The organism is Actinomadura sp. WMMA1423, assembly GCF_006547145.1.
GTDB lineage: Bacteria > Actinomycetota > Actinomycetes > Streptosporangiales > Streptosporangiaceae > Spirillospora.
This window is the reverse complement of record NZ_CP041244.1, coordinates 1,802,962-1,821,627: the sequence shown is the minus strand read 5'-3', so window position 1 is coordinate 1,821,627 and position 18,666 is coordinate 1,802,962. Positions and strand designations below refer to the sequence as shown.

Sequence of the window (18,666 nt, the reverse complement as noted above, 5' to 3'; positions counted from 1 at the left end):
CCTCCGAAGGATGCGGCGAGACGCACCTGCCGCAACCGGCAAGTAACGAAGTCCCCCGAAGGTGACGGCAGCGCAGCGACATCAGCCAGCACCGCAACCACGCAACGACCTCAATGGTTGCGATCGCGTCCGAAGGCAGGTTCGAGCTTGCGAGAACCTGATCGCGCAGCGAGCCGCCAGGCGAGTCGGAGCGATGCCAGCGATCGCCCGCAGTGCTCGACGATGGAGGGCCGCCAGGCCCGAAGGAGGAGAGCACTGCAGTAGGCACAGCACGCCGCCCTCAGCCGTCGCCGCAACCCCGCAACAACCTCAGGGGCCGCGATCGCGTCCGAAGGCAGAGGCAAGCGAAGCGAGCCTCTGATCGCGCAGCGAGCCGCTAGGCGAGTCGGAGCGATGCCAGCGATCGCCCGCAGTGCTCGACGATGGAGGGCCGCCAGGCCCGAAGGAGGAGAGCACTGCAATAGACACAGCAGCGAGCCGCAAGGCGAGCCGGAGCGATGCCAGCGATCGCCCGCGTTTCTCGACGATGGAGGGCCCTCAGGGCCCGAAGGAGGAGCGAAACGCAGGCAGTACAGAAATGCAATAAGCTAGAACCCCGTGGACAGTGCGGTACCGTCCGCCTCGCAACGACCACGGGAGCGCCTTCTTGCCTTCGGCTACCACTGGTAGGTCACGTCCTACCAAGCATCTCTTCGTCACCGGCGGTGTCGCCTCAAGCCTCGGCAAGGGTCTGACGGCGTCCAGCCTCGGGCGGCTCCTGGCCCTCCGCGGGCTCCGGGTCACCATGCAGAAGCTCGACCCCTACCTCAACGTCGACCCCGGCACGATGAACCCGTTCCAGCACGGCGAGGTCTTCGTCACCGACGACGGCGCCGAGACGGACCTCGACATCGGGCACTACGAGCGGTTCCTCGACACCGAGCTGCACGGGTCCGCGAACGTCACCACCGGCCAGGTGTACTCCAACGTGATCGCCAAGGAGCGGCGCGGGGAGTACCTGGGCGACACCGTGCAGGTGATCCCGCACATCACCAACGAGATCAAGGACCGGATCCGCGGGATGGCCGACGACGGCGACGTCGACATCGTCATCACCGAGGTGGGCGGGACGGTCGGCGACATCGAGTCGCTGCCGTTCCTGGAGTCGGTCCGGCAGATCCGGCACGAGATCGGCCGGGAGAACTGCTTCTTCCTGCACGTGTCGCTGCTGCCCTACATCGGGCCGTCCGGGGAGCTGAAGACCAAGCCGACGCAGCACTCGGTCGCCGCGCTGCGCTCGATCGGCATCCAGCCGGACGCGATCGTGTGCCGGTCGGACCGGCCGATCACCGACGGGCTCAAGCACAAGATCAGCCTGATGTGCGACGTGGACCGCGAGGCCGTGGTGTCCGCGGTGGACGCCGCCAGCATCTACGACATCCCGAAGGTGCTGCACTCCGAGGGCCTGGACGCCTACGTGGTGCGCCGCCTGGACCTGCCGTTCCGCGACGTCGACTGGGGCGCGTGGGACGAGCTGCTCCGCCGCGTCCACAAGCCCGCCCGCGAGGTCACGATCGCGCTGGTCGGCAAGTACATCGACCTGCCCGACGCGTACCTGTCGATCACCGAGGCGCTGCGGCACGGCGGGTTCGGCAACGACGCCAAGGTGCACATCCGCTGGGTGAAGAGCGACGACTGCGAGACGCCCGAGGGCGCCAAGCGGGAGCTCGACGGCGTCGACGGCGTCCTCGTCCCCGGCGGGTTCGGCGTCCGCGGCATCGAGGGCAAGCTCGGCGCCGTCCGGCACGCCCGCGAGAACCGCGTCCCGCTGCTCGGCATCTGCCTCGGGCTCCAGTGCATGGTCATCGAGGCCGCGCGCAGCCTCGGGGGGCTCGCCGACGCGGGCAGCGCCGAGTTCGACGCCACCACCGCCCACCCGGTCGTCGCCACCATGGCCGACCAGGTCGACGTCGTCGCCGGGGAGCGCGACATGGGCGGCACGATGCGGCTCGGCCTCTACCCCGCGGACCTGGCCGAAGGGTCGGTCGTCCGGGAGCTGTACGGGGAGGCGAAGGTGTCCGAGCGGCACCGGCACCGCTACGAGGTCAACAACTCCTACCGCGACCGGCTGGAGCAGGCGGGGCTGCGGTTCTCCGGCCTGTCGCCCGACGGGCGCCTGGTCGAGTACGTCGAGCTGCCCCGCGATCAGCACCCGTTCTTCGTCGGGACGCAGGCGCACCCGGAGTTCCGGTCCCGCCCGACCCGCCCGCACCCGCTGTTCACGGGCCTGGTCTCCGCGGCCCTCGACTACGCCGAGGCGCGCGCGGACGAGGGCCCGGCGGGAACAGCGGCCGCGTCATGAGCGGCGGTGAGGGGCTCGGGCCGGACGACGTCCGCGACGCGCCCGACCGGTGGAAGGTCGTGGAGTCCTCCACGGTCTACCGGGGACGCGTCTTCAACGTCCGCACCGACCGGGTCGAGATGCCGCGCGGCGACGCCGTGGAGGCCGTCGGCCGGGACGTGATCGAGCACGTCGGCTCGGTCGGGATCATCGCCGTCGACGACCGCGACCGGGTGCTGCTGCTGCGGCAGTACCGGCACCCGGTGGCGCGGCTGCTGTGGGAGGCGCCCGCGGGGCTGCGGGACGTGGACGGCGAGCCCCCGCACAGGCTCGCCGAGCGCGAACTGCTGGAGGAGGCGGGGTACCGCGCCGACCGCTGGGACACCCTGCTCGACGTGTACCCCTCGCCCGGGATGGCCGACGAGCGCATCCGGATCTTCCTGGCGCGCGGCCTCACCGAGGTGCCCGCCGACCAGATCGACTTCGAGCGCGTCCACGAGGAGGCCGACATGCCGGTCGTGTGGGTGCCGCTGGAGGAGGCGGTCCGCAAGGTGTTCGCCGGCGAGCTGCACAACATGATCGCGTGCATGGGGGTCCTCGCGGTGCACGCGGCCCGCGCCTCGGGCTACGCGGACCTGCGCCCGGTGGACGCGCCGGAGGACTGACCCGGATGCGGTCCCCCTCCGGCCGCCGGAGGGGGCATGATGGGCGGGTCCCCGGAGTCCACGGCCGGAAGAGGTGCCGCCCTGTCCCCGAGCCCGTCCTCCCGGAGCACCGCGCGGCGCCCGGCCCCCGACCCGGGCGCGGGGTCCCCGCTCGACTCGGCCGTGCGCGGCTACCTCGGGCACCTCGCCGTCGAGCGCGGCCTCGCCGCCAACACGCTCACCTCCTACCGCCGCGACCTGCGCCGGTACGCGCGGACGCAGGCGGAGCGGGGGCGCGGGGCGATCGGGGAGATCACCGAGGACGACGTCCGCGCGTTCCTGGTGGGGCTGCGCGAGGGCGACGACGACCACCCGCCGCTGTCGGCGGGCTCGGCGGCGCGGGCGCTGGTGGCCGTCCGCGGGCTGCACCGGTTCGCACTGCGCGAGGGCCTCGCCGCGGGGGACCCGGCGCACGACGTCAAGCCGCCGACGCCGCCGCGCCGGCTGCCGAAGGCGATCTCGCTGGAGGAGGTCGAGCGGCTGCTCGCCGCGGCGGCCGGGCCGTCCGGCGACCCCGGCACCGCGCGCGGCCTGCGCGACCGGGCGCTGCTGGAGCTGCTGTACGGGTCGGGCGCCCGCATCTCCGAGGCCGTCGGCCTGGACGTCGACGACCTCGACCTGCGGGACGGGTACGCCCGCGTCGCCGGCAAGGGCGGCAAGGCGCGGGTCGTGCCCATCGGCGACTACGCCCGCGAGGCCGTGGAGGCCTACCTCGTTCGGGCCCGGCCGGAGCTGGCGGGGGCCGGGCGGGGCGGCCCGGCGCTGTTCCTGAACGCGCGGGGCGGGCGGCTGTCGCGGCAGGGCGCGTGGATGGTCCTGCGCGCCGCGGCCGAGCGGGCGAAGCTGTCGGAGGTGTCCCCGCACACGCTGCGGCACTCGTTCGCCACCCACCTGCTGGACGGGGGCGCCGACGTCCGCGTCGTCCAGGAGCTTCTCGGGCACGCCTCGGTCACCACCACGCAGGTGTACACGCTCGTCACCGTCCAGCTGCTGCGGGAGGTCTACGCGACCTCGCATCCGCGGGCGCGGAACTGACCGCTCCGGGGCTGATCGGACACGCACCAAGGGACGAATCGGGCATCCGGTGCATCGACAAATCGCGACGTTCGTTGCGCGTCGGCTTGAGCGACGGGGTGGACGGCCCTAGAGTCCCGGTTCTGGATGGCATTTCCAGGCCGCCGGGGAGGGATCTGGTGACCAGCACTAACAGTGCGGATGGAGTCCTCTCCACCGCCACCATAGAGACCGACCCGAGCCGCGCCCTCGGGCCCACCCAGCGACCCGTGCCGGTCTTCCCGGACCCGGAGCCGCTGGCCGAGCACGGGCCCGCGCGGATCGTGGCCGTCTGCAACCAGAAGGGCGGCGTCGGCAAGACCACCACGACGATCAACCTGGGCGCCGCGCTCGCCGAGTACGGCCGCCGCGTCCTGCTCGTCGACTTCGACCCGCAGGGCGCCCTGTCGGTCGGCCTCGGCAAGGGCGACCCGCGCCAGCTCGAGGTGACGATCCACAACCTGCTGCTCGAACGCGACACCGAGTGGGAGGACGTCGTCATCGAGACCGGCGTCGACGGGATGGACCTGCTGCCGAGCAACATCGACCTGTCCGGCGCCGAGGTCCAGCTCGTGCACGAGGTCGGCCGCGAGTACATCCTGCAGGGCGCGCTGAAGTCGGCCGTCGAGCACTACGACTACATCCTGATCGACTGCCAGCCGTCGCTCGGCCTGCTCACCGTGAACGCGCTGGCAGCCAGCGAGGGCGTGCTGATCCCGCTGGAGTGCGAGTACTTCGCGATGCGCGGCGTCGCGCTGCTGATGGAGACGATCGAGAAGGTGCAGGGCCGGATCAACCCGGGCCTGGTCATCGACGGGGTCCTCGGCACCATGTACGACTCGCGGACGCTGCACACCCGCGAGGTCCTCGGGCGCATCGTGGAGGCGTTCGGCGACAAGGTGTTCCACACCGTGATCAACCGCACGGTGCGCTTCCCCGACGCGACGGTCGCGGGGGAGCCGATCACGTTCTTCGACCCGAGTTCGATGGGCGCGAACGCCTACCGCAGCCTGGCCCGGGAGGTCCTGATCAGGTGGGCCGAGACCGAGTGAGGCCGTCCAGCGCCCGCTGACCCCCGACGGAGCGCACCATGGGCCACCCCCCGCCCTTCCCGCCGCCCGGCGCCGTGCCGCCCCCGCCCGGCCGCCGGCCGGGCCCGCTGGTCTTCGTGCTGGTCGCCGCGGCCGCCGCGGTGCTCCTCGCGGCCGCCGGGCTCGGGGCCTATCTGGTCCTGCGCGACGACGGCGACGGCTCGTCGGCCGCCGCCTCGCCCGGCCCGGTCGACCTGCGCGTGCCGCTGACGTTCCGGCTGCTGGCCGGCGCCTCCGCCCCGCCGTGCGCGGGCGGTTCGCTCACCGTCCCCGGCGCCTCCGAGTGCTACACCCTGGGCCCGGACGCCCTGACGGTGCGCCGGCTGGACGAGGTCAGAGCCGCCCCGCCCGATCCCGCGCGCGGCCGGACGGGCTGGTCGGTCGAGCTGTCCCTGACATCGGCGGACGCGCCCGGCTTCGCCGCGCTGACCCGCAAGGCCGCCGACGCCTACGCCGCCCAGGCGCCGGGCGGACGCATGGCGATGCTCGTCGGAGGGACGCTCGTGTCCGAGCCCGCGCAGGTGACCCAGGCCATCACGGGCGGCGATGTGGCGATCAACGGGCCGCCCGAGAGGTTCACGCGCGCCTACACCGAGGCCCTCGTGCACCGGCTGACCGGGAGGTAGCGGCGCCGCCGGGCGACCCGTCACCGCCGGTGACCGCGGCTGGCGCGATCGGGCGGCGGGGCATGGGACGATGGGGCCGGTGAGCACAGCGCACGACGAGCTCTCCGCTACCGTGAGCGACGTGGACGCGACGTCGCCCGAGCCGGGGCAGGAGGCCGAGGAGGAGCAGGGGTTCCGCGTCCGCCTGGACAACTTCGAGGGACCTTTCGACCTGCTGCTCGGGCTGATCTCCAAGCACAAGCTCGACATCACCGAGGTGTCGCTGCACAAGGTCACCGACGACTTCATCGCCCACATCCGCTCGCACGGCTCGGAGTGGGACCTCGACCAGGCCAGCCACTTCCTGCTGGTCGCCGCGACCCTGCTCGACCTCAAGGCCGCCCGGCTGCTGCCCTCCGGGGAGGTCGACGACGAGGAGGACCTGGCGCTGCTGGAGGCCCGCGACCTGCTGTTCGCGCGGCTGCTGCAGTACCGGGCCTACAAGGAGGTCGCGCGGGTGGTCGCCGCGCGCATCGCCGACGCGAGCCGCCGGTTCCCGCGCCTGGTCCCGATGGAGCCGAGGTTCGCGAACCTGCTGCCGGAGGTCCTGCTCGGCCTCGGCCCGGAGGAGTTCGCCCGGCTGGCCGCGAAGGCGCTCGCGCCGAAGGCGCCGCCGTCGGTCTCGGTCGAGCACATGTACCAGCCGAAGGCGAGCGTCAAGGAGCAGGCCGCGATCGTCGTGGAGCGGCTCCGCCGGCTGCGGCAGACCACGTTCCGCGTCCTGGCGTCCGACGCGGAGGGCACCTACGAGGTGGTCGCGCGGTTCCTGGCGCTGCTGGAGCTGTACCGGGAGCAGGCGGTGACGTTCGAGCAGCACGAGCCCCTCGGCGAGCTCCACATCACCTGGACCGGCACCGACGACGGTGACGTGGAGGTCGGCGACGACTACGAGGGCGCCCCGCGCAAGGACGCCGAGGGCGCCGCCGCCGAGGACCCCGCCGGAGCCGGCGGGAAGAGCCGCGAGGACGGGGGAGACGATGAGTGAGCAGCCCGGCGCGGACGCGCCGGAGCTTCCGGGGCTGCGCGCCTCGATCGAGGCGATCCTGCTCGTGGTGGACGAGCCGGTCACCGAGATGATGCTCGCGCAGCTGCTGGAGCGCCCCCGCGGCGAGGTCGCGGGGACGCTGCGGGAGCTGGCCGCGGAATACACCGAGCAGGGCCGGGGGTTCGACCTCAGGGAGGTCGCCGGCGGCTGGCGGTTCTACACCCGGGACGTCTGCGCCCCGGTGGTGGAGCGGTTCGTCACCGACGGGCAGCAGGCGCGCCTGACCCAGGCCGCGCTGGAGACGCTCGCCGTCGTCGCCTACCGGCAGCCGGTGAGCCGGGCCCGGGTGTCGGCGATCCGGGGCGTCAACAGCGACGGCGTCATGCGGACGCTGACGCTGCGCGGCCTGATCGAGGACGCCGGGCAGGACCCCGAGTCCCAGGCCCACCTCTACCGGACCACCGGCTACTTCCTGGAGCGGCTGGGGCTGCGCGACCTCGACGAGCTTCCCGAGCTCGCCCCCTACCTCCCCGATGACCTGCCAGACGACATAGTTGAGGACGCGTGAGCGAAGTGACGAGCCCCCGGGCGTGGAACGCAGCGAGGCGGGCGGGCGCGGCGTCGTCCGCTCCGGGCCCCCGAGACGCCCGGTGAGGGGACCAGTGAGCGAGAACGAGGGCGTGCGCCTGCAGAAGGTCCTGGCCGAGGCCGGGATCGGCAGCCGCCGCCACTGCGAGGAGCTGATCGGCGAGGGCCGCGTCACCGTCAACGGGAAGAAGGTGTTCCGGTTCGGTGAGCGCGTCGACCCGCAGCGCGCCGTCATCCACGTGGACGGCAAGCGGGTCGAGACCCGGTCCGAGATGCGCTACTACGCGATCAACAAGCCGCGCGGCGTGGTGTCGACGATGGCGGACGAGCGGGGCCGCAAGTCCCTCGCCGACTACGTGGAGGTGCCCGAGCGGCTGTTCCACGTCGGGCGGCTGGACACCGACACCGAGGGCCTGATCCTGCTCACCAACGACGGCGAGCTGTCGCACCGGCTGACCCACCCGTCCTACGGGGTGTTCAAGACCTACCTGGCGGAGATCCACGGCCCGATCCCGCGCGACCTCGGCAAGCGGCTCAAGGCCGGGGTCGTCCTGGACGACGGGCCGGCGAAGGCCGACAAGTTCCGCGTGTTCGACCAGGTCGGCCGGCGCGTCCTGGTCGAGATCACCCTGCACGAGGGGCGCAAGCACATCGTCCGGCGGCTGCTGAAGGAGGTCGGCTTCCCCGTCCAGCAGCTCGCCCGCGTCGAGTTCGGGCCGATCAGGCTGGGCCAGCTGAAGCCGGGCGGCATGCGGGCGCTCACGGTCCAGGAGATCGGCGAGCTGTACAAGGCCGTCGGGCTGTAGGGCCGGGCGGCACCAGCCCGGCCACCACGAGCCCGAGCACCACGAGCCCGAGCACCACGAGCCCGAGCACCACGAGGCATTCGGACACCAGAGGGGGTACGACCGTGGCGGTACGCGCGGTCCGCGGCGCGACGCAGGTCGAGGCCGACGACCGGGAGCAGATCCTGGAGGCGACGACCGAGCTCGTCTCCGAGGTGATGACCCGCAACGAGCTGACCACCGACGACGTGATCAGCGTGATCTTCACGGTGACGCCGGACCTGACGGCGGAGTTCCCCGCGCTCGCCGCCCGGGGGCTCGGGTTCCACGAGGTGCCGCTGCTGTGCGCCACCGAGATCGGCGTCCCGGGCGCGCTGCCGCGGGTCGTCCGGCTCATGGCCCACATCGCGACGGACCGCCCCCGCTCGGCGGTCCAGCACGTGTACCTGCGCGGCGCGACGGCGCTGCGGCTCGACATCGCACAGTAGGGTTTCGGGCGTGAACGAGGACGTGGTGGCGCGGCGGATCGTCGTCGTCGGGACGGGCCTGATCGGGACGTCGATCGCCCTGGCGATGCGGGAGCGCGGCGCGGAGGTGCTGCTGACCGACCGTGACTCGGCCGCGCTCGCCCTGGCCGTGGAGCTCGGCGCGGGCGAGGCGCTGCCGGACGGGGCGCGCGCGGAGCCCGCCGACCTGGCGGTCCTCGCGGTGCCGCCCGCGGCGGTGGCGGTCACGCTGCTGGACGCGCAGAAGCGCGGCCTGGCGACCGCCTACACCGACGTGGCGAGCGTGAAGGCGCTGCCGCTGGCGCAGGCGGCCGAGCTGGGCTGCGACCTGACGACGTTCGTGGCGGGCCACCCCCTGGCCGGGAGCGAGCGGTCCGGTCCGGGCGCGGCGCGGCCGGACCTGTTCCTCGGCCGCCCGTGGGCGCTGTGCGCGCCCCCGCAGGCGACGCCGGAGACCGTGGCGGTCGTGACCGGCCTGGCGAAGGCCTGCGGCGCGATGCCGGTGCAGGTGGAGGCCGCCGAGCACGACCGGGCCGTCGCGCTCGTCTCGCACGCCCCGCACGTGGTCTCGGCCGCGGTCGCCGCCCGCCTGACCGGCGCCGACGACGTGGCGCTCGGCCTGTCCGGGCAGGGCGTCCGCGACGTCACCCGGATCGCGGCGAGCGACCCGCGGCTGTGGATCGGGATCCTGTCGGCCAACTCCGAGCCCGTCGCCGAGGTGCTGGAGGCGGTCGCCACCGACCTCGCGGTGGCGGCGTCGCTGCTGCGCGACGGCAGCGAAGGGGCCGCCACGCACGTCGCCGACCTGCTGCTGCGCGGGAACGCGGGCCGGTCCCGGATCCCCGGCAAGCACGGCGGCGACCAGCCCGCCTACGCGACCGTCCAGGTGGTCATCCCCGACCGGCCGGGCGAGCTGGCGATGATCTTCCAGGCGGCGGGGATCGCGGGGGTCAACATCGAGGACGTGGCGATCGAGCACTCGCCGGGCCGCCCGCTCGGCGTGCTGGAGCTGTCGGTCGTCCCGGAGGAGGCCGAGCGGCTGGCGCAGGAGCTGCGCGGCCGCGGCTGGGCCGTGCCCGGCTAGGCCGCAGTGGTGCCGGGAGGCCGGTAGCCTGGGGCGCCGAAGGCTTGTTCCGGGGGACTTCTGCGCACCGGCGCGGCGACGGGCGCCGCCCGCTTCACGACGAACAGAGAGGGAGCGATCGTGCCGCTCGTCATCGCCATGGACGGTCCGTCCGGGTCGGGGAAGTCCAGCGCGTCCAAGGGCGTCGCCCGGACGCTCGGGCTGCGCTACCTCGACACCGGCGCCATGTACCGCGCCATGACGTGGTGGATGCTGGAGCACGGCGTGCCGGTCGAGGACGGCGCCGCCGTCGCGGCCCGCGCGCAGGACCCGGTGATCGAGTCCGGCACCGACCCGGCGGCGCCGACGATCACGGTGGACGGGACGGACGTGTCCGCCCCGATCCGCACCCGCGAGGTCACCAACGCGGTCAGCGCCGTCAGCTCCGTCCCGGCGGTGCGCGCCCGGCTCGTGGAGTTGCAGCGCGAGATCATCGGGGCCGGCGGGATCGTGGTGGAGGGGCGCGACATCGGCACGGTCGTCGTGCCGGACGCGCCGGTCAAGGTGTTCCTGACGGCGAGCGCCGAGGTGCGCGCCGCGCGCCGCGCCAAGGACCTGGCCGCGGACCCGGGCGCGTCGGTGACGGTCACCCAGGCCGAGCAGGAGCGGCGCGACCGGCTCGACTCGACGCGCAAGGCGTCGCCGCTGGCCAAGGCGGCGGGCGCGCACGAGATCGACTCGTCCGAGCTGAGCCTGGACGAGGTCATCGAGGCGGTCGTCCGCCTCGCCAAAGAGCATGAGTGAGCGGGCGGCCTGACGGTCCCCGCCGGGGAATGTGACAGTGAGCGATTTCGAGATCGAAACGGTGGACGCCCCCCTGGAGGCCGACCAGGACGCGGGCCCGGCACCGGTCGTGGCCGTGGTGGGGCGGCCGAACGTCGGCAAGTCCACCCTGGTCAACCGGATCCTCGGCCGCCGCGAGGCCGTCGTCGAGGACGTCCCTGGCGTGACCCGTGACCGGGTCGCCTACGACGCCACGTGGAGCGGGCGCCGGTTCACCGTCGTCGACACCGGCGGCTGGCTGCCGGACTCCTCCGGCCTGGCCGCGGCGATCGCCGAGCAGGCCCGGCTGGCGGTCGACCTCGCCGACGTCGTGATGTTCGTGGTCGACGCGACCGTCGGCGCCACCGACGTCGACGAGGCCGTGGTGGAGATCCTGCGCCGCTCCGGCAAGCCGGTGGTGCTGGTCGCCAACAAGGTCGACGGCGTGGCCGCCGAGTCCGACGCGGCGCTGCTGTGGTCGCTCGGCATCGGCGAGCCGCACCCGGTCAGCGCCCTGCACGGGCGCGGCAGCGGCGACCTGCTCGACGCGGTGCTGGAGGCGCTGCCCGAGGAGCCCCCGGCGGAGACGTTCGGCGAGACGGGCGGGCCGCGCCGGGTGGCGCTGCTGGGCCGCCCGAACGTCGGCAAGTCGAGCCTGCTGAACAAGCTGGCGGGCGAGAACCGCGCCGTCGTCGACTCCGTGGCGGGCACCACGCGCGACCCGGTCGACGAGCTGATCGAGCTCGGCGGCAAGACGTGGCGGTTCATCGACACCGCCGGGATCCGGCGCCGGCACCGCGAGAACCAGGGCGCCGACTTCTACGCCACGCTGCGCACCCGGTCGGCGCTGGAGCGCGCCGAGGTCGCGGTCGTGCTGGTGGACGCCGACCAGCCGCTCGCCGAGCAGGACCTGCGGATCATCTCGATGGTGATCGAGTCGGGCCGCTCCCTGGTCATCGCCTACAACAAGTGGGACCTCCTCGACGAGGAGCGCCGCCACTACCTCGAACGCGAGATCGACCGGCAGCTCCACAACGCGCGGTGGGCCCCGCGGGCGAACATCTCCGCCAGGACCGGCCGGCACATGGACAAGCTGGTCCCGGCCATCGAGACGGCGCTGGAGGGCTGGGGCACCCGCGTGCCGACGTCCAAACTGAACCAGTTCTTCGCCGACCTCGTGAACTCGCATCCGCACCCGGTGCGGGGCGGCAAGCAGCCGCGGGTCCTGTTCGCGACCCAGGCCGGCGTGCGGCCGCCGCGGTTCGTTCTGTTCACGTCGGGGTTCCTCGAGGAGGGCTACCGGCGGTTCATCGAGCGGCGGCTGCGGGAGGAGTTCGGCTTCGACGGGACGCCCCTCGACATCACCATGAAGATCCGCGAAAAGCGCGGCAAGAGCAAGAAGTAGCGGAAATACCGCGCCCGCGGCCCGCCGGGGATCTTTCCCGGCGGGCCGTCCGCATGGCAGGATGCACCTGCGGGGCGAGTAAGTCTTCCATTACTCGCTGATCCCGCGACGGACGCGTTGGCGCGTCCGGGCGGCCGGGCCTCTCCGGGCGCCGGGACGCGGTCGAGGGGTGTGACGTGAAGCTGCTGCTGCTCATCTCCGTCGCCGTCGTCTGCGTGGCGCTCAGCTTCGCGTGGCGCGAGCCCTGGATCGGCGGCGTCGGCCTGCTCGTGGCCTTCGTCGCCATGTTCACCGACCGCGACGACGTGCGGCTGGACGACGAGCGCGGGAGCTACGAGACCACCAAGTCCGTCCGCAACATGCGGAGGGGCCGCTAGCGCTGGTCCCAGCGCGTGTCGCCGGCGACGTGCTGGTCTCCGGCCGGCGGCGGGCCCTGACCGGGCTTGTTCTCCCGCGCGTAGCGCCCGTAGACGAGCGGCTGGGTGGTGTTCGACCCGGGCGGTTCGGGCTCGCCCGTCATCCGGTGCTCGCGGACGCCGACCACCGCGAACCTGCCGAGCGCGAGCGCGGCGAGGAACACGATCACGACGCCGAGGCCGGTGAACCCGGCGAGCTGCTCGGCGACGTGCCGCCCCTCGGTGGTCCCGAGCGGCGCGCCGACGCCCGGCACGTCCCACAGCGTGGCGAGGATCGGGCCGACGGCGAACCAGGCGCCGCCGAGCGCGGCCAGCCAGCCGCCGAACATCCCGACCGCGCGGTTGGCGCTGAACAGCAGGATGAGCCCGCCCAGCGCGGCGGCGGCTCCGGGGGCGATGCTGAGCTGGAGGCGGTCGGTGTCGTAGACCCAGGTGTCGTCCGGCGCGAATCCGAAGTGGAAGTAGGGGCCGACGAGGGGCAGCAGCGCCCCCCACACCCCCAGCAGGATCAGCAGGATTCCGCTGAGGACGCCCCGGGTGCGCGGGACTCGCATGGTCCCAGCCATGATCGATTCCTCCTGACCGGGCGTGGGATTCTGTTATGAACAGCGTTTACCCGTAAGCGGGCGGTCCACACGAGCGGAGGGGAGGTGCCGCATGGGCAACGACGTCATCGTCGTCCACGCGCGGGAGGAGCCGCCGGACCGCTGGGACGCCGCCGTCTTCCTCGCAGGCCCCACGCCCCGGGCGCCCGGCGTCGCCTCGTGGCGGCCGGACGCCCACGCCGAGCTCCGCGCGCGCTGGTCGGGCGGCGGGCGGCTCGTGGTGTTCGATCCCGAGCACAGGGACGGCCGCTACGACGACTACGGCGGCCAGATCGAGTGGGAGGAGAGCTCCCTGCACCTGGCCGACGAGGTCGTCTTCTGGGTCCCGCGCGACCTCGCGACCATGCCCGCCTTCACCACGAACGTGGAGTGGGGGATGTGGCACGACAGCGGCCGGGTGGTCTTCGGAGCGCCGCGGGACGCGCCGAGGAACGGCTACCTGCTGCACTACGCGGAGAAGTCCGCGGTGCCGACGGCCGACGGTCTGCCGGAGACGGTGGCGGCGGCGCTGGGCCGGATCGGCGCGGGCGCGGCCCGGGCGGGCGGCGAGCGCGAGATCCCGCTGGTGCTGTGGCGGGACGCGGCCTTCCAGCGCTGGTACGCGGGGCGGCGGGCCGCGGGCGACGAGCTGCTCGGGGCGCGGGTCGTGTTCCGGTTCGGGGTGTGCTGGGGCCTGCACGTCCGGGTCCGCGTCGCCGCCGAGGACCGGGTCAAGGACAACGAGATCGTCATCGGGCGCCCGGACGTCTCCGCCGTCGTGCTGTACCGGCCCGGCGCCACGCTCGACGCGACGGAGGTCGTGCTCGTCCGGGAGTTCCGGAGCGCGGGCGGGGCCGTCCACGAGCTGCCGGGCGGCTCGGGGGAGGGCCGGCCGCCGGAGGTGGCGCTCGCCGAGGTCGCCGAGGAGACCGGGCTGGAGCTGGAGCCCGGCCGGTTGCGCGCGCACCGGTCCCGGCAGGTGAACGCGACGCTGAGCGCGCACCGCGCCCACCTGTTCTCCGCCGAGGTCACCGCCGCCGAGCTGGACCGGCTCCGGGGCGCCGGACCGTACGGGGTGGCGGAGGCGGGCGAGCGCACCTACGTCGAGGTGGCCGCCTTCGGGCGCATCAGGCGGGAGGGGCTCGTGGACGCCGCCAACCTCGGGATGATCGCCGAGGCGCTGCTGGAGGCGCGCTGACTCAGCCGTCCAGCGCGTCGCGGACGAACGCGCCGAGCGCGGCGACCGCCGCCCGCGACTCGGGCAGGTACGGCCCGAACATCTGGAACACGTGGAGCTGGCGGTCCCACACCTGGAGGGTGACCGGGACGCCCGCCTCGGCGAGCCGCCGCGCCATCAGCTCGGAGTCGCAGTACAGCAGCTCGGTGGACCCCGCCGTGAGCAGCACGGGCGGCAGGCCCGCGAGGTCGGCGCGGACGGGGGAGACCGCCGGGTCGGTGAGGTCGAGATGGCCGAGGAACCCCTCGACGAGGCGTTCCAGCAGCCCGCCGGGGTCGGACGGGTCGAGGCCCATGTTGGCGTGCGCGAGCTTGCTCGTCAGGTCCATGTCGAGCATGGGGGACAGGGCCGCGAGCGCGGCCGGCATGGGCAGCCCCTCCTCGCGGGCGCGCAGCGCCGTGGCGAAGGTGAGGTGCCCGCCCGCCGAGTCGCCCATGATCACGATGCGTCCGGGGTCGATGCCCCGGTCCTCCAGGAGCCACCGGTAGGCGGTGACGCAGTCCTCCACCTCCCGCTCGAAGGGGACGGCCGGGATCATCCGGTAGTCCACCGACAGCGCCGTGACGCCGGACGCGGCGGCGAACGAGGCGATCATCCGGCGGTGGGTGTTGAGGCCGCAGGCGATCCAGCCGCCGCCGTGCAGGTACAGGATCGCCTCGTCCCGGGGCGGTGCGGCGCCGGGCGTACCCACCCACTCCGCGCCGAAGCCGTCGAAGCGGACCTTCTCCACGCGGATCCGCCGCGGCGTCCAGGCCCGCGCCGCGAGCCGGTCGATGAGCGCCGCGCGCCGCAGCGCCGCCTCGTCGAACGGCCGGCCCGCGTACCGGGCGAGACCGGGCCGGACGAGGCGCCGGACGCCGGCCGAGACCGCCCGGGAGCGCAGGCTCGCCGTCCCGTGCCGCTCGATCACCAGGGTCGCGGGTCCTCGCCCCGTGCGGTCCTGCGCCATGCTGCCCTGCTCAGTGCTGCCCTGAGCCGTCTGGTCCTGCGCCGTCTCGCCTTGAGCTGTCACGGGGGGGTCCTCCTCGCGGACGGGGATGTAAGTAGATGGTGACATTCGGGGCGAGCCGCGGGGAAGGTGGGGAGGTGCCGGACCGCATATACGAGGGCGTTGATGTGAAATGCCTTGTATTAGCTGATACAGCGTGACTCTTCCTCTCGCATGTGCGTCTGGCTAGGCTTGACCGGGTGACGACGTTCAGGATCAGCGAGGCCGCCGCGCTGCTCGGAGTCAGCGCCGACACCGTCCGCCGATGGGTGGACGGCGGCCGCCTCCCGGCCTCCCGGGACGAGCACGGCCACCGGCGGGTGCCGGGCGCGGACCTGGCCGCCTTCGTGCGCGACCAGGCACGCGGCAGCGGGCCCGCCGACCACGCCGAGCGCTTCTCCTCGGCGCGCAACCGCATGCGCGGGATCGTCACCGAGGTCGTCCGGGACGGCGTGATGGCGCAGGTCGAGATCCAGGCGGGACCGTTCCGCGTCGTGTCGCTGATGAGCCGCGAGGCGGCCGACGAACTCGGCCTGGAGGCGGGCGTGGTCGCCGACGCCGTCGTGAAGTCCACCAACGTCGTCGTCGAAGTGCCGGACCAGGGCTGAGGAGAGAACGTGTTCAAGCGCACCACCGCGATGGCGGTCCTGTCGCTCACCGTGCTGGCCGGCTGCGGCGACGTCGCCGACGAGGGCTCCTCCGGGGCGGGGAAGGCGGGAGACGGCGAGACGCTGACGGTCTTCGCCGCGGCCTCGCTCACCGAGGCGTTCACGGCGCTCGGTAGGACGTTCGAGGGCGCTCACCCCGGCGTGAAGGTCAGGTTCCAGTTCGGCGGCAGCTCGACGCTGGCCCAGCAGATCACGCAGGGTGCCCCGGCGGACGTGTTCGCGGCCGCGAGCCCCACCACCATGAAGACGGTGACCGCCGCGGGGGACGCGTCCGGGCAGCCGCGGGTGTTCGCCCGAAACCGCCTGGTCATCGCCGTCCCGAAGGGGGACCCCGGCAAGGTCGCGAAGGTGGGCGACCTCGGCAGGCCGGGGCTGAAGGTCGTCCTGTGCGCGGAGCAGGTGCCGTGCGGCGCCGCCGCCGGGACGGCCCTGGACGCGGCCGGGGTCGAGGTGAAGCCGGTGTCGCGCGAGCAGGACGTCAAGGCCGTGGTGACGAAGGTGGGGCTGGGGGAGGCCGACGCCGGCCTCGTCTACCGCACCGACGTGAAGGCCGCGTCGGGCAAGGTGACGGGCATCGAGTTCCCGGAGGCCGCGAAGGCGATCAACGACTACCCGATCGTCGAGGTCGCCGAGGCGCCGCACAGCGCGCTCGCCAAGGAGTTCATCGGGCTGGTGACCGGCGGGCAGGGCAGGTCGGCGCTGGGCGGGGCGGGCTTCGAGCTGCCGTGACGCGCCCGCGGAAGGCGTCCCGGAACGCGGGGGAGGCCGACCGGCTGCCGGGCCGGCCGCCGTGGGCGCTGCTCGTGCCCGGGCTGCTCGGGCTCGCCTTCCTGGTGCTGCCGCTCTTCGGCCTGCTGGTCAGGGCGCCGTGGTCGACGCTCGGCACCCGGCTCGTGCAGACCCAGGTCCTGGAGGCGCTCAGGCTCTCCCTCCTCACCGCGACGCTGGCCACCTGCCTGTGCCTGCTGCTCGGCGTCCCGCTCGCCTGGACGCTCGCCCGGGTCCGCTTCCCCGGCGTCCGGTTCGTCCGGGCCCTGGTGACCGTGCCGCTGGTGCTGCCGCCGGTGGTCGGCGGCGTCGCGCTGCTGCTCGTGCTCGGCCGGCGCGGGCTGGTCGGCGGGTGGCTGGACCGCTCCTTCGGCCTGACGTTCCCCTTCACCACCGCGGGCGTCGTGCTCGCCGAGGCGTTCGTGGCGATGCCGTTCCTGGTGATCAGCGTGGAGGGCGCCCTGCGCGCCGCCGACCTGCGCTACGAGGAGGCCGCCGCGACCCTCGGCGCGGGCCGCTGGACGATCTTCCGCCGGATCACGCTGCCGCTGGTCGCGCCCGGCGTCGCGGCCGGGGCGATCCTGTGCTGGGCGCGGGCGCTCGGGGAGTTCGGCGCGACGATCACGTTCGCGGGCAACTTCCCCGGCCGGACGCAGACGATGCCGCTCGCGGTGTACCTGGCTCTGGAGACCGACCCGCAGGCGGCGATCGTGCTCAGCCTGGTCCTGCTCGCCGTCTCGGTCATCGTGCTGGCCGCGCTCCGGGACCGGTGGCTGGACGGCACCAGATGAGCGGGCACGGCGGGAAGGAAGGGGCACGGCCGGAGGGCGGGGCGCAGGGTCTGGACGCGCGGCTCGTCGTCCGCCGCGCCGCGTTCGACCTCGATCTCGCGCTCACCGCCGGGCCGGGCGAGGTCGTGGCGCTGCTCGGCCCGAACGGCGCCGGCAAGAGCACCGCGCTGCGCGCCCTGGCCGGGCTCGTCCCGATGGCGGGCGGGCACGTCCGGGTGGACGGCGCGGACCTGCGCGCGCTGCCGCCCGACCGCCGCGGCATCGGCATGGTCTTCCAGGACTACCTGCTGTTCCCGCACCTCACGGCGCTGGACAACGTCGCCTTCGGGCCGCGCTGCCAGGGCGCCGGGCGCCGCGCCGCGCGCCGCGCCGCCGCCGGCTGGCTGGAGCGGGTGGGGCTCGCCGAGTACGCCTCCGCCCGTCCCCGGACCCTGTCGGGCGGGCAGGCGCAGCGGGTCGCGCTGGCCCGCGCGCTGGCCGTCGACCCCCGCCTGCTGCTGCTGGACGAGCCGCTCGCGGCGCTCGACGCGCACACCCGGCTGGAGATCAGGGTCGCGCTCCGCCGCCACCTCGCCGGGTTCGAGGGCGCGGCCGTGCTCGTCACGCACGACCCGCTGGACGCCATGGTGCTCGCCGACCGCATCGCCGTCGTCGAGGGCGGCCGGCTCGTCCAGGAGGGGACGCCGGCGGACGTGGCGCGCCGCCCCCGCACCGGTTACGTCGCGCGCCTGGTGGGGCTGAACCTCTACCGGGGCAGGGCCGAGGCGGGCACGGTCGCCCTGGGCGACGGCGCCGCGACCCTCGACACTGTCGACTCACTCGAAGGCGAGGTGTTCATCGCCTTCGCGCCATCCTCGGTGGCGCTCTACCGGAGCCGCCCCGACGGCAGCCCGCGCAACCTCTGGCGCAGCCGCGTCGGCGCGATCGAACGGCACGGGGACCGCGTGCGGGTGCGGCTGTCGGGACCGCCTTTCGACGCCGTCGCCGACGTCACTCCGGCGGCCGTCGCGGAGCTCCAATTGTCGGAGGGCAGCCCCATATGGGCGGCCGTGAAGGCCACGGAGACCCACGTTTACCCAGCTTGAGCACGCCCACGCCGAGGGACGGCTCCGTGCCGCCTCCCGGCGGCGACGCCGGTGATATCCCTCACAAAAACGGGCACGATGCCCCAAAAGCGGACGGGATTGGTCCAGACCAAATGGCAAAAACGACGGGTCTTGTTCATCA

The 18,666-nt window shown here is 73.8% G+C and carries 20 protein-coding genes; 18 read left to right on the top strand and 2 right to left on the bottom strand.

The window, feature by feature from the left end:
• Positions 1-646: 646 nt before the first annotated feature.
• From FKD65_RS08430 to FKD65_RS08365, 13 genes are all read left to right on the top strand, one after another.
• Positions 647-2,341, top strand: a complete 1,695-nt coding sequence (locus tag FKD65_RS08430) for a CTP synthase (protein ID WP_141576934.1) — start codon at positions 647-649, stop codon at positions 2,339-2,341.
• Positions 2,338-2,985: an NUDIX hydrolase gene (locus tag FKD65_RS08425; protein ID WP_141576933.1), complete on the top strand. Its 648-nt coding sequence runs from the start codon at positions 2,338-2,340 to the stop codon at positions 2,983-2,985. Before FKD65_RS08430 ends, FKD65_RS08425 begins: the two co-directional genes overlap by 4 nt.
• Before the next feature lie 36 nt (positions 2,986-3,021).
• On the top strand, positions 3,022-4,059 hold the full coding sequence (locus tag FKD65_RS08420; protein WP_240810031.1) for a site-specific tyrosine recombinase XerD: 1,038 nt from the start codon (positions 3,022-3,024) through the stop codon (positions 4,057-4,059).
• A 203-nt stretch (positions 4,060-4,262) separates the two neighbouring features.
• Entirely contained in the window at positions 4,263-5,129 is an 867-nt protein-coding gene (locus tag FKD65_RS08415; protein ID WP_240810304.1) for a ParA family protein, read from the top strand.
• Positions 5,130-5,167: 38 nt separating this feature from the next.
• Complete coding sequence (locus tag FKD65_RS08410) at positions 5,168-5,794, top strand: hypothetical protein (RefSeq protein WP_141576931.1); 627 nt, start codon at positions 5,168-5,170, stop codon at positions 5,792-5,794.
• A gap of 121 nt (positions 5,795-5,915) precedes the next feature.
• Positions 5,916-6,818, top strand: coding sequence for a ScpA family protein (locus tag FKD65_RS08405; protein ID WP_240810303.1), 903 nt, complete (start codon positions 5,916-5,918; stop codon positions 6,816-6,818).
• A complete protein-coding gene (gene scpB / locus FKD65_RS08400) occupies positions 6,811-7,386 on the top strand; it encodes an SMC-Scp complex subunit ScpB (RefSeq protein ID WP_141576929.1) in 576 nt (191 codons plus the stop codon). The genes FKD65_RS08405 and scpB overlap by 8 nt, the downstream gene beginning before the upstream one ends.
• Positions 7,387-7,480: 94 nt before the next feature.
• Positions 7,481-8,212, top strand: coding sequence for a pseudouridine synthase (locus FKD65_RS08395; RefSeq protein ID WP_141576928.1), 732 nt, complete (start codon positions 7,481-7,483; stop codon positions 8,210-8,212).
• 104 nt (positions 8,213-8,316) lie between these two features.
• Entirely contained in the window at positions 8,317-8,679 is a 363-nt protein-coding gene (gene aroH / locus FKD65_RS08385; protein ID WP_141576926.1) for a chorismate mutase, read from the top strand.
• 10 nt (positions 8,680-8,689) lie between these two features.
• Positions 8,690-9,781 carry a prephenate dehydrogenase gene (locus FKD65_RS08380; RefSeq protein ID WP_240810030.1) on the top strand — a complete coding sequence of 364 codons (1,092 nt, stop codon included), beginning with the start codon at positions 8,690-8,692 and terminating at the stop codon, positions 9,779-9,781.
• A 120-nt stretch (positions 9,782-9,901) separates the two neighbouring features.
• Positions 9,902-10,564 (top strand): (d)CMP kinase, encoded by a 663-nt coding sequence (cmk, locus tag FKD65_RS08375; RefSeq protein ID WP_141576925.1) that lies wholly within the window; start codon positions 9,902-9,904, stop codon positions 10,562-10,564.
• Between the two features lie 52 nt (positions 10,565-10,616).
• Positions 10,617-11,987 carry a ribosome biogenesis GTPase Der gene (gene der, locus FKD65_RS08370; protein ID WP_240810302.1) on the top strand — a complete coding sequence of 457 codons (1,371 nt, stop codon included), beginning with the start codon at positions 10,617-10,619 and terminating at the stop codon, positions 11,985-11,987.
• A gap of 176 nt (positions 11,988-12,163) precedes the next feature.
• Positions 12,164-12,364 carry a hypothetical protein gene (locus tag FKD65_RS08365; protein WP_141576923.1) on the top strand — a complete coding sequence of 67 codons (201 nt, stop codon included), beginning with the start codon at positions 12,164-12,166 and terminating at the stop codon, positions 12,362-12,364.
• Here FKD65_RS08365 and FKD65_RS08360 read toward each other — a convergent pair.
• Positions 12,361-12,969 (bottom strand): hypothetical protein, encoded by a 609-nt coding sequence (locus FKD65_RS08360; RefSeq protein WP_141576922.1) that lies wholly within the window; start codon positions 12,967-12,969, stop codon positions 12,361-12,363. The genes FKD65_RS08365 and FKD65_RS08360 overlap by 4 nt on opposite strands.
• Before the next feature lie 91 nt (positions 12,970-13,060).
• Between FKD65_RS08360 and FKD65_RS08355 the strand changes: the two genes are divergently transcribed.
• Positions 13,061-14,185, top strand: coding sequence for a nucleoside 2-deoxyribosyltransferase domain-containing protein (locus FKD65_RS08355; protein WP_141576921.1), 1,125 nt, complete (start codon positions 13,061-13,063; stop codon positions 14,183-14,185).
• Position 14,186: 1 nt separating this feature from the next.
• Here FKD65_RS08355 and FKD65_RS08350 read toward each other — a convergent pair whose 3' ends face one another.
• Positions 14,187-15,236, bottom strand: coding sequence for an alpha/beta hydrolase (locus FKD65_RS08350; RefSeq protein WP_240810029.1), 1,050 nt, complete (start codon positions 15,234-15,236; stop codon positions 14,187-14,189).
• 176 nt (positions 15,237-15,412) lie between these two features.
• Between FKD65_RS08350 and FKD65_RS08345 the strand changes: the two genes are divergently transcribed.
• Genes FKD65_RS08345 through FKD65_RS08330 form a run of 4 tightly spaced genes read left to right on the top strand, consistent with a single transcriptional unit; the run spans position 15,413 to position 18,524 of the window.
• Positions 15,413-15,820, top strand: coding sequence for a molybdopterin-binding protein (locus tag FKD65_RS08345; RefSeq protein ID WP_141576920.1), 408 nt, complete (start codon positions 15,413-15,415; stop codon positions 15,818-15,820).
• A gap of 9 nt (positions 15,821-15,829) precedes the next feature.
• The gene (gene modA, locus FKD65_RS08340) at positions 15,830-16,609 is read left to right on the top strand and encodes a molybdate ABC transporter substrate-binding protein (protein ID WP_240810028.1); all 780 of its coding nucleotides are present in this window, start codon (positions 15,830-15,832) and stop codon (positions 16,607-16,609) included.
• Positions 16,606-17,439: a molybdate ABC transporter permease subunit gene (gene modB / locus FKD65_RS08335; protein ID WP_141576919.1), complete on the top strand. Its 834-nt coding sequence runs from the start codon at positions 16,606-16,608 to the stop codon at positions 17,437-17,439. Before modA ends, modB begins: the two co-directional genes overlap by 4 nt.
• Positions 17,436-18,524, top strand: coding sequence for an ABC transporter ATP-binding protein (locus FKD65_RS08330; protein WP_141576918.1), 1,089 nt, complete (start codon positions 17,436-17,438; stop codon positions 18,522-18,524). Before modB ends, FKD65_RS08330 begins: the two co-directional genes overlap by 4 nt.
• Positions 18,525-18,666 lie beyond the last annotated feature (142 nt).

Bases quoted from the DNA above. Each gene is read 5' to 3' on its own strand.
- FKD65_RS08425 (WP_141576933.1), top strand. From the start codon at position 2,338: ATGAGCGGCGGTGAGGGGCTCGGGCCGGACGACGTCCGCGACGCGCCC.
- FKD65_RS08420 (WP_240810031.1), top strand. From the start codon at position 3,022: ATGATGGGCGGGTCCCCGGAGTCCACGGCCGGAAGAGGTGCCGCCCTG.
- FKD65_RS08410 (WP_141576931.1), top strand. From the start codon at position 5,168: ATGGGCCACCCCCCGCCCTTCCCGCCGCCCGGCGCCGTGCCGCCCCCG.
- scpB (WP_141576929.1), top strand. From the start codon at position 6,811: ATGAGTGAGCAGCCCGGCGCGGACGCGCCGGAGCTTCCGGGGCTGCGC.
- FKD65_RS08360 (WP_141576922.1), bottom strand. From the start codon at position 12,969: ATGGCTGGGACCATGCGAGTCCCGCGCACCCGGGGCGTCCTCAGCGGA.
- FKD65_RS08355 (WP_141576921.1), top strand. From the start codon at position 13,061: ATGGGCAACGACGTCATCGTCGTCCACGCGCGGGAGGAGCCGCCGGAC.
- FKD65_RS08330 (WP_141576918.1), top strand. From the start codon at position 17,436: ATGAGCGGGCACGGCGGGAAGGAAGGGGCACGGCCGGAGGGCGGGGCG.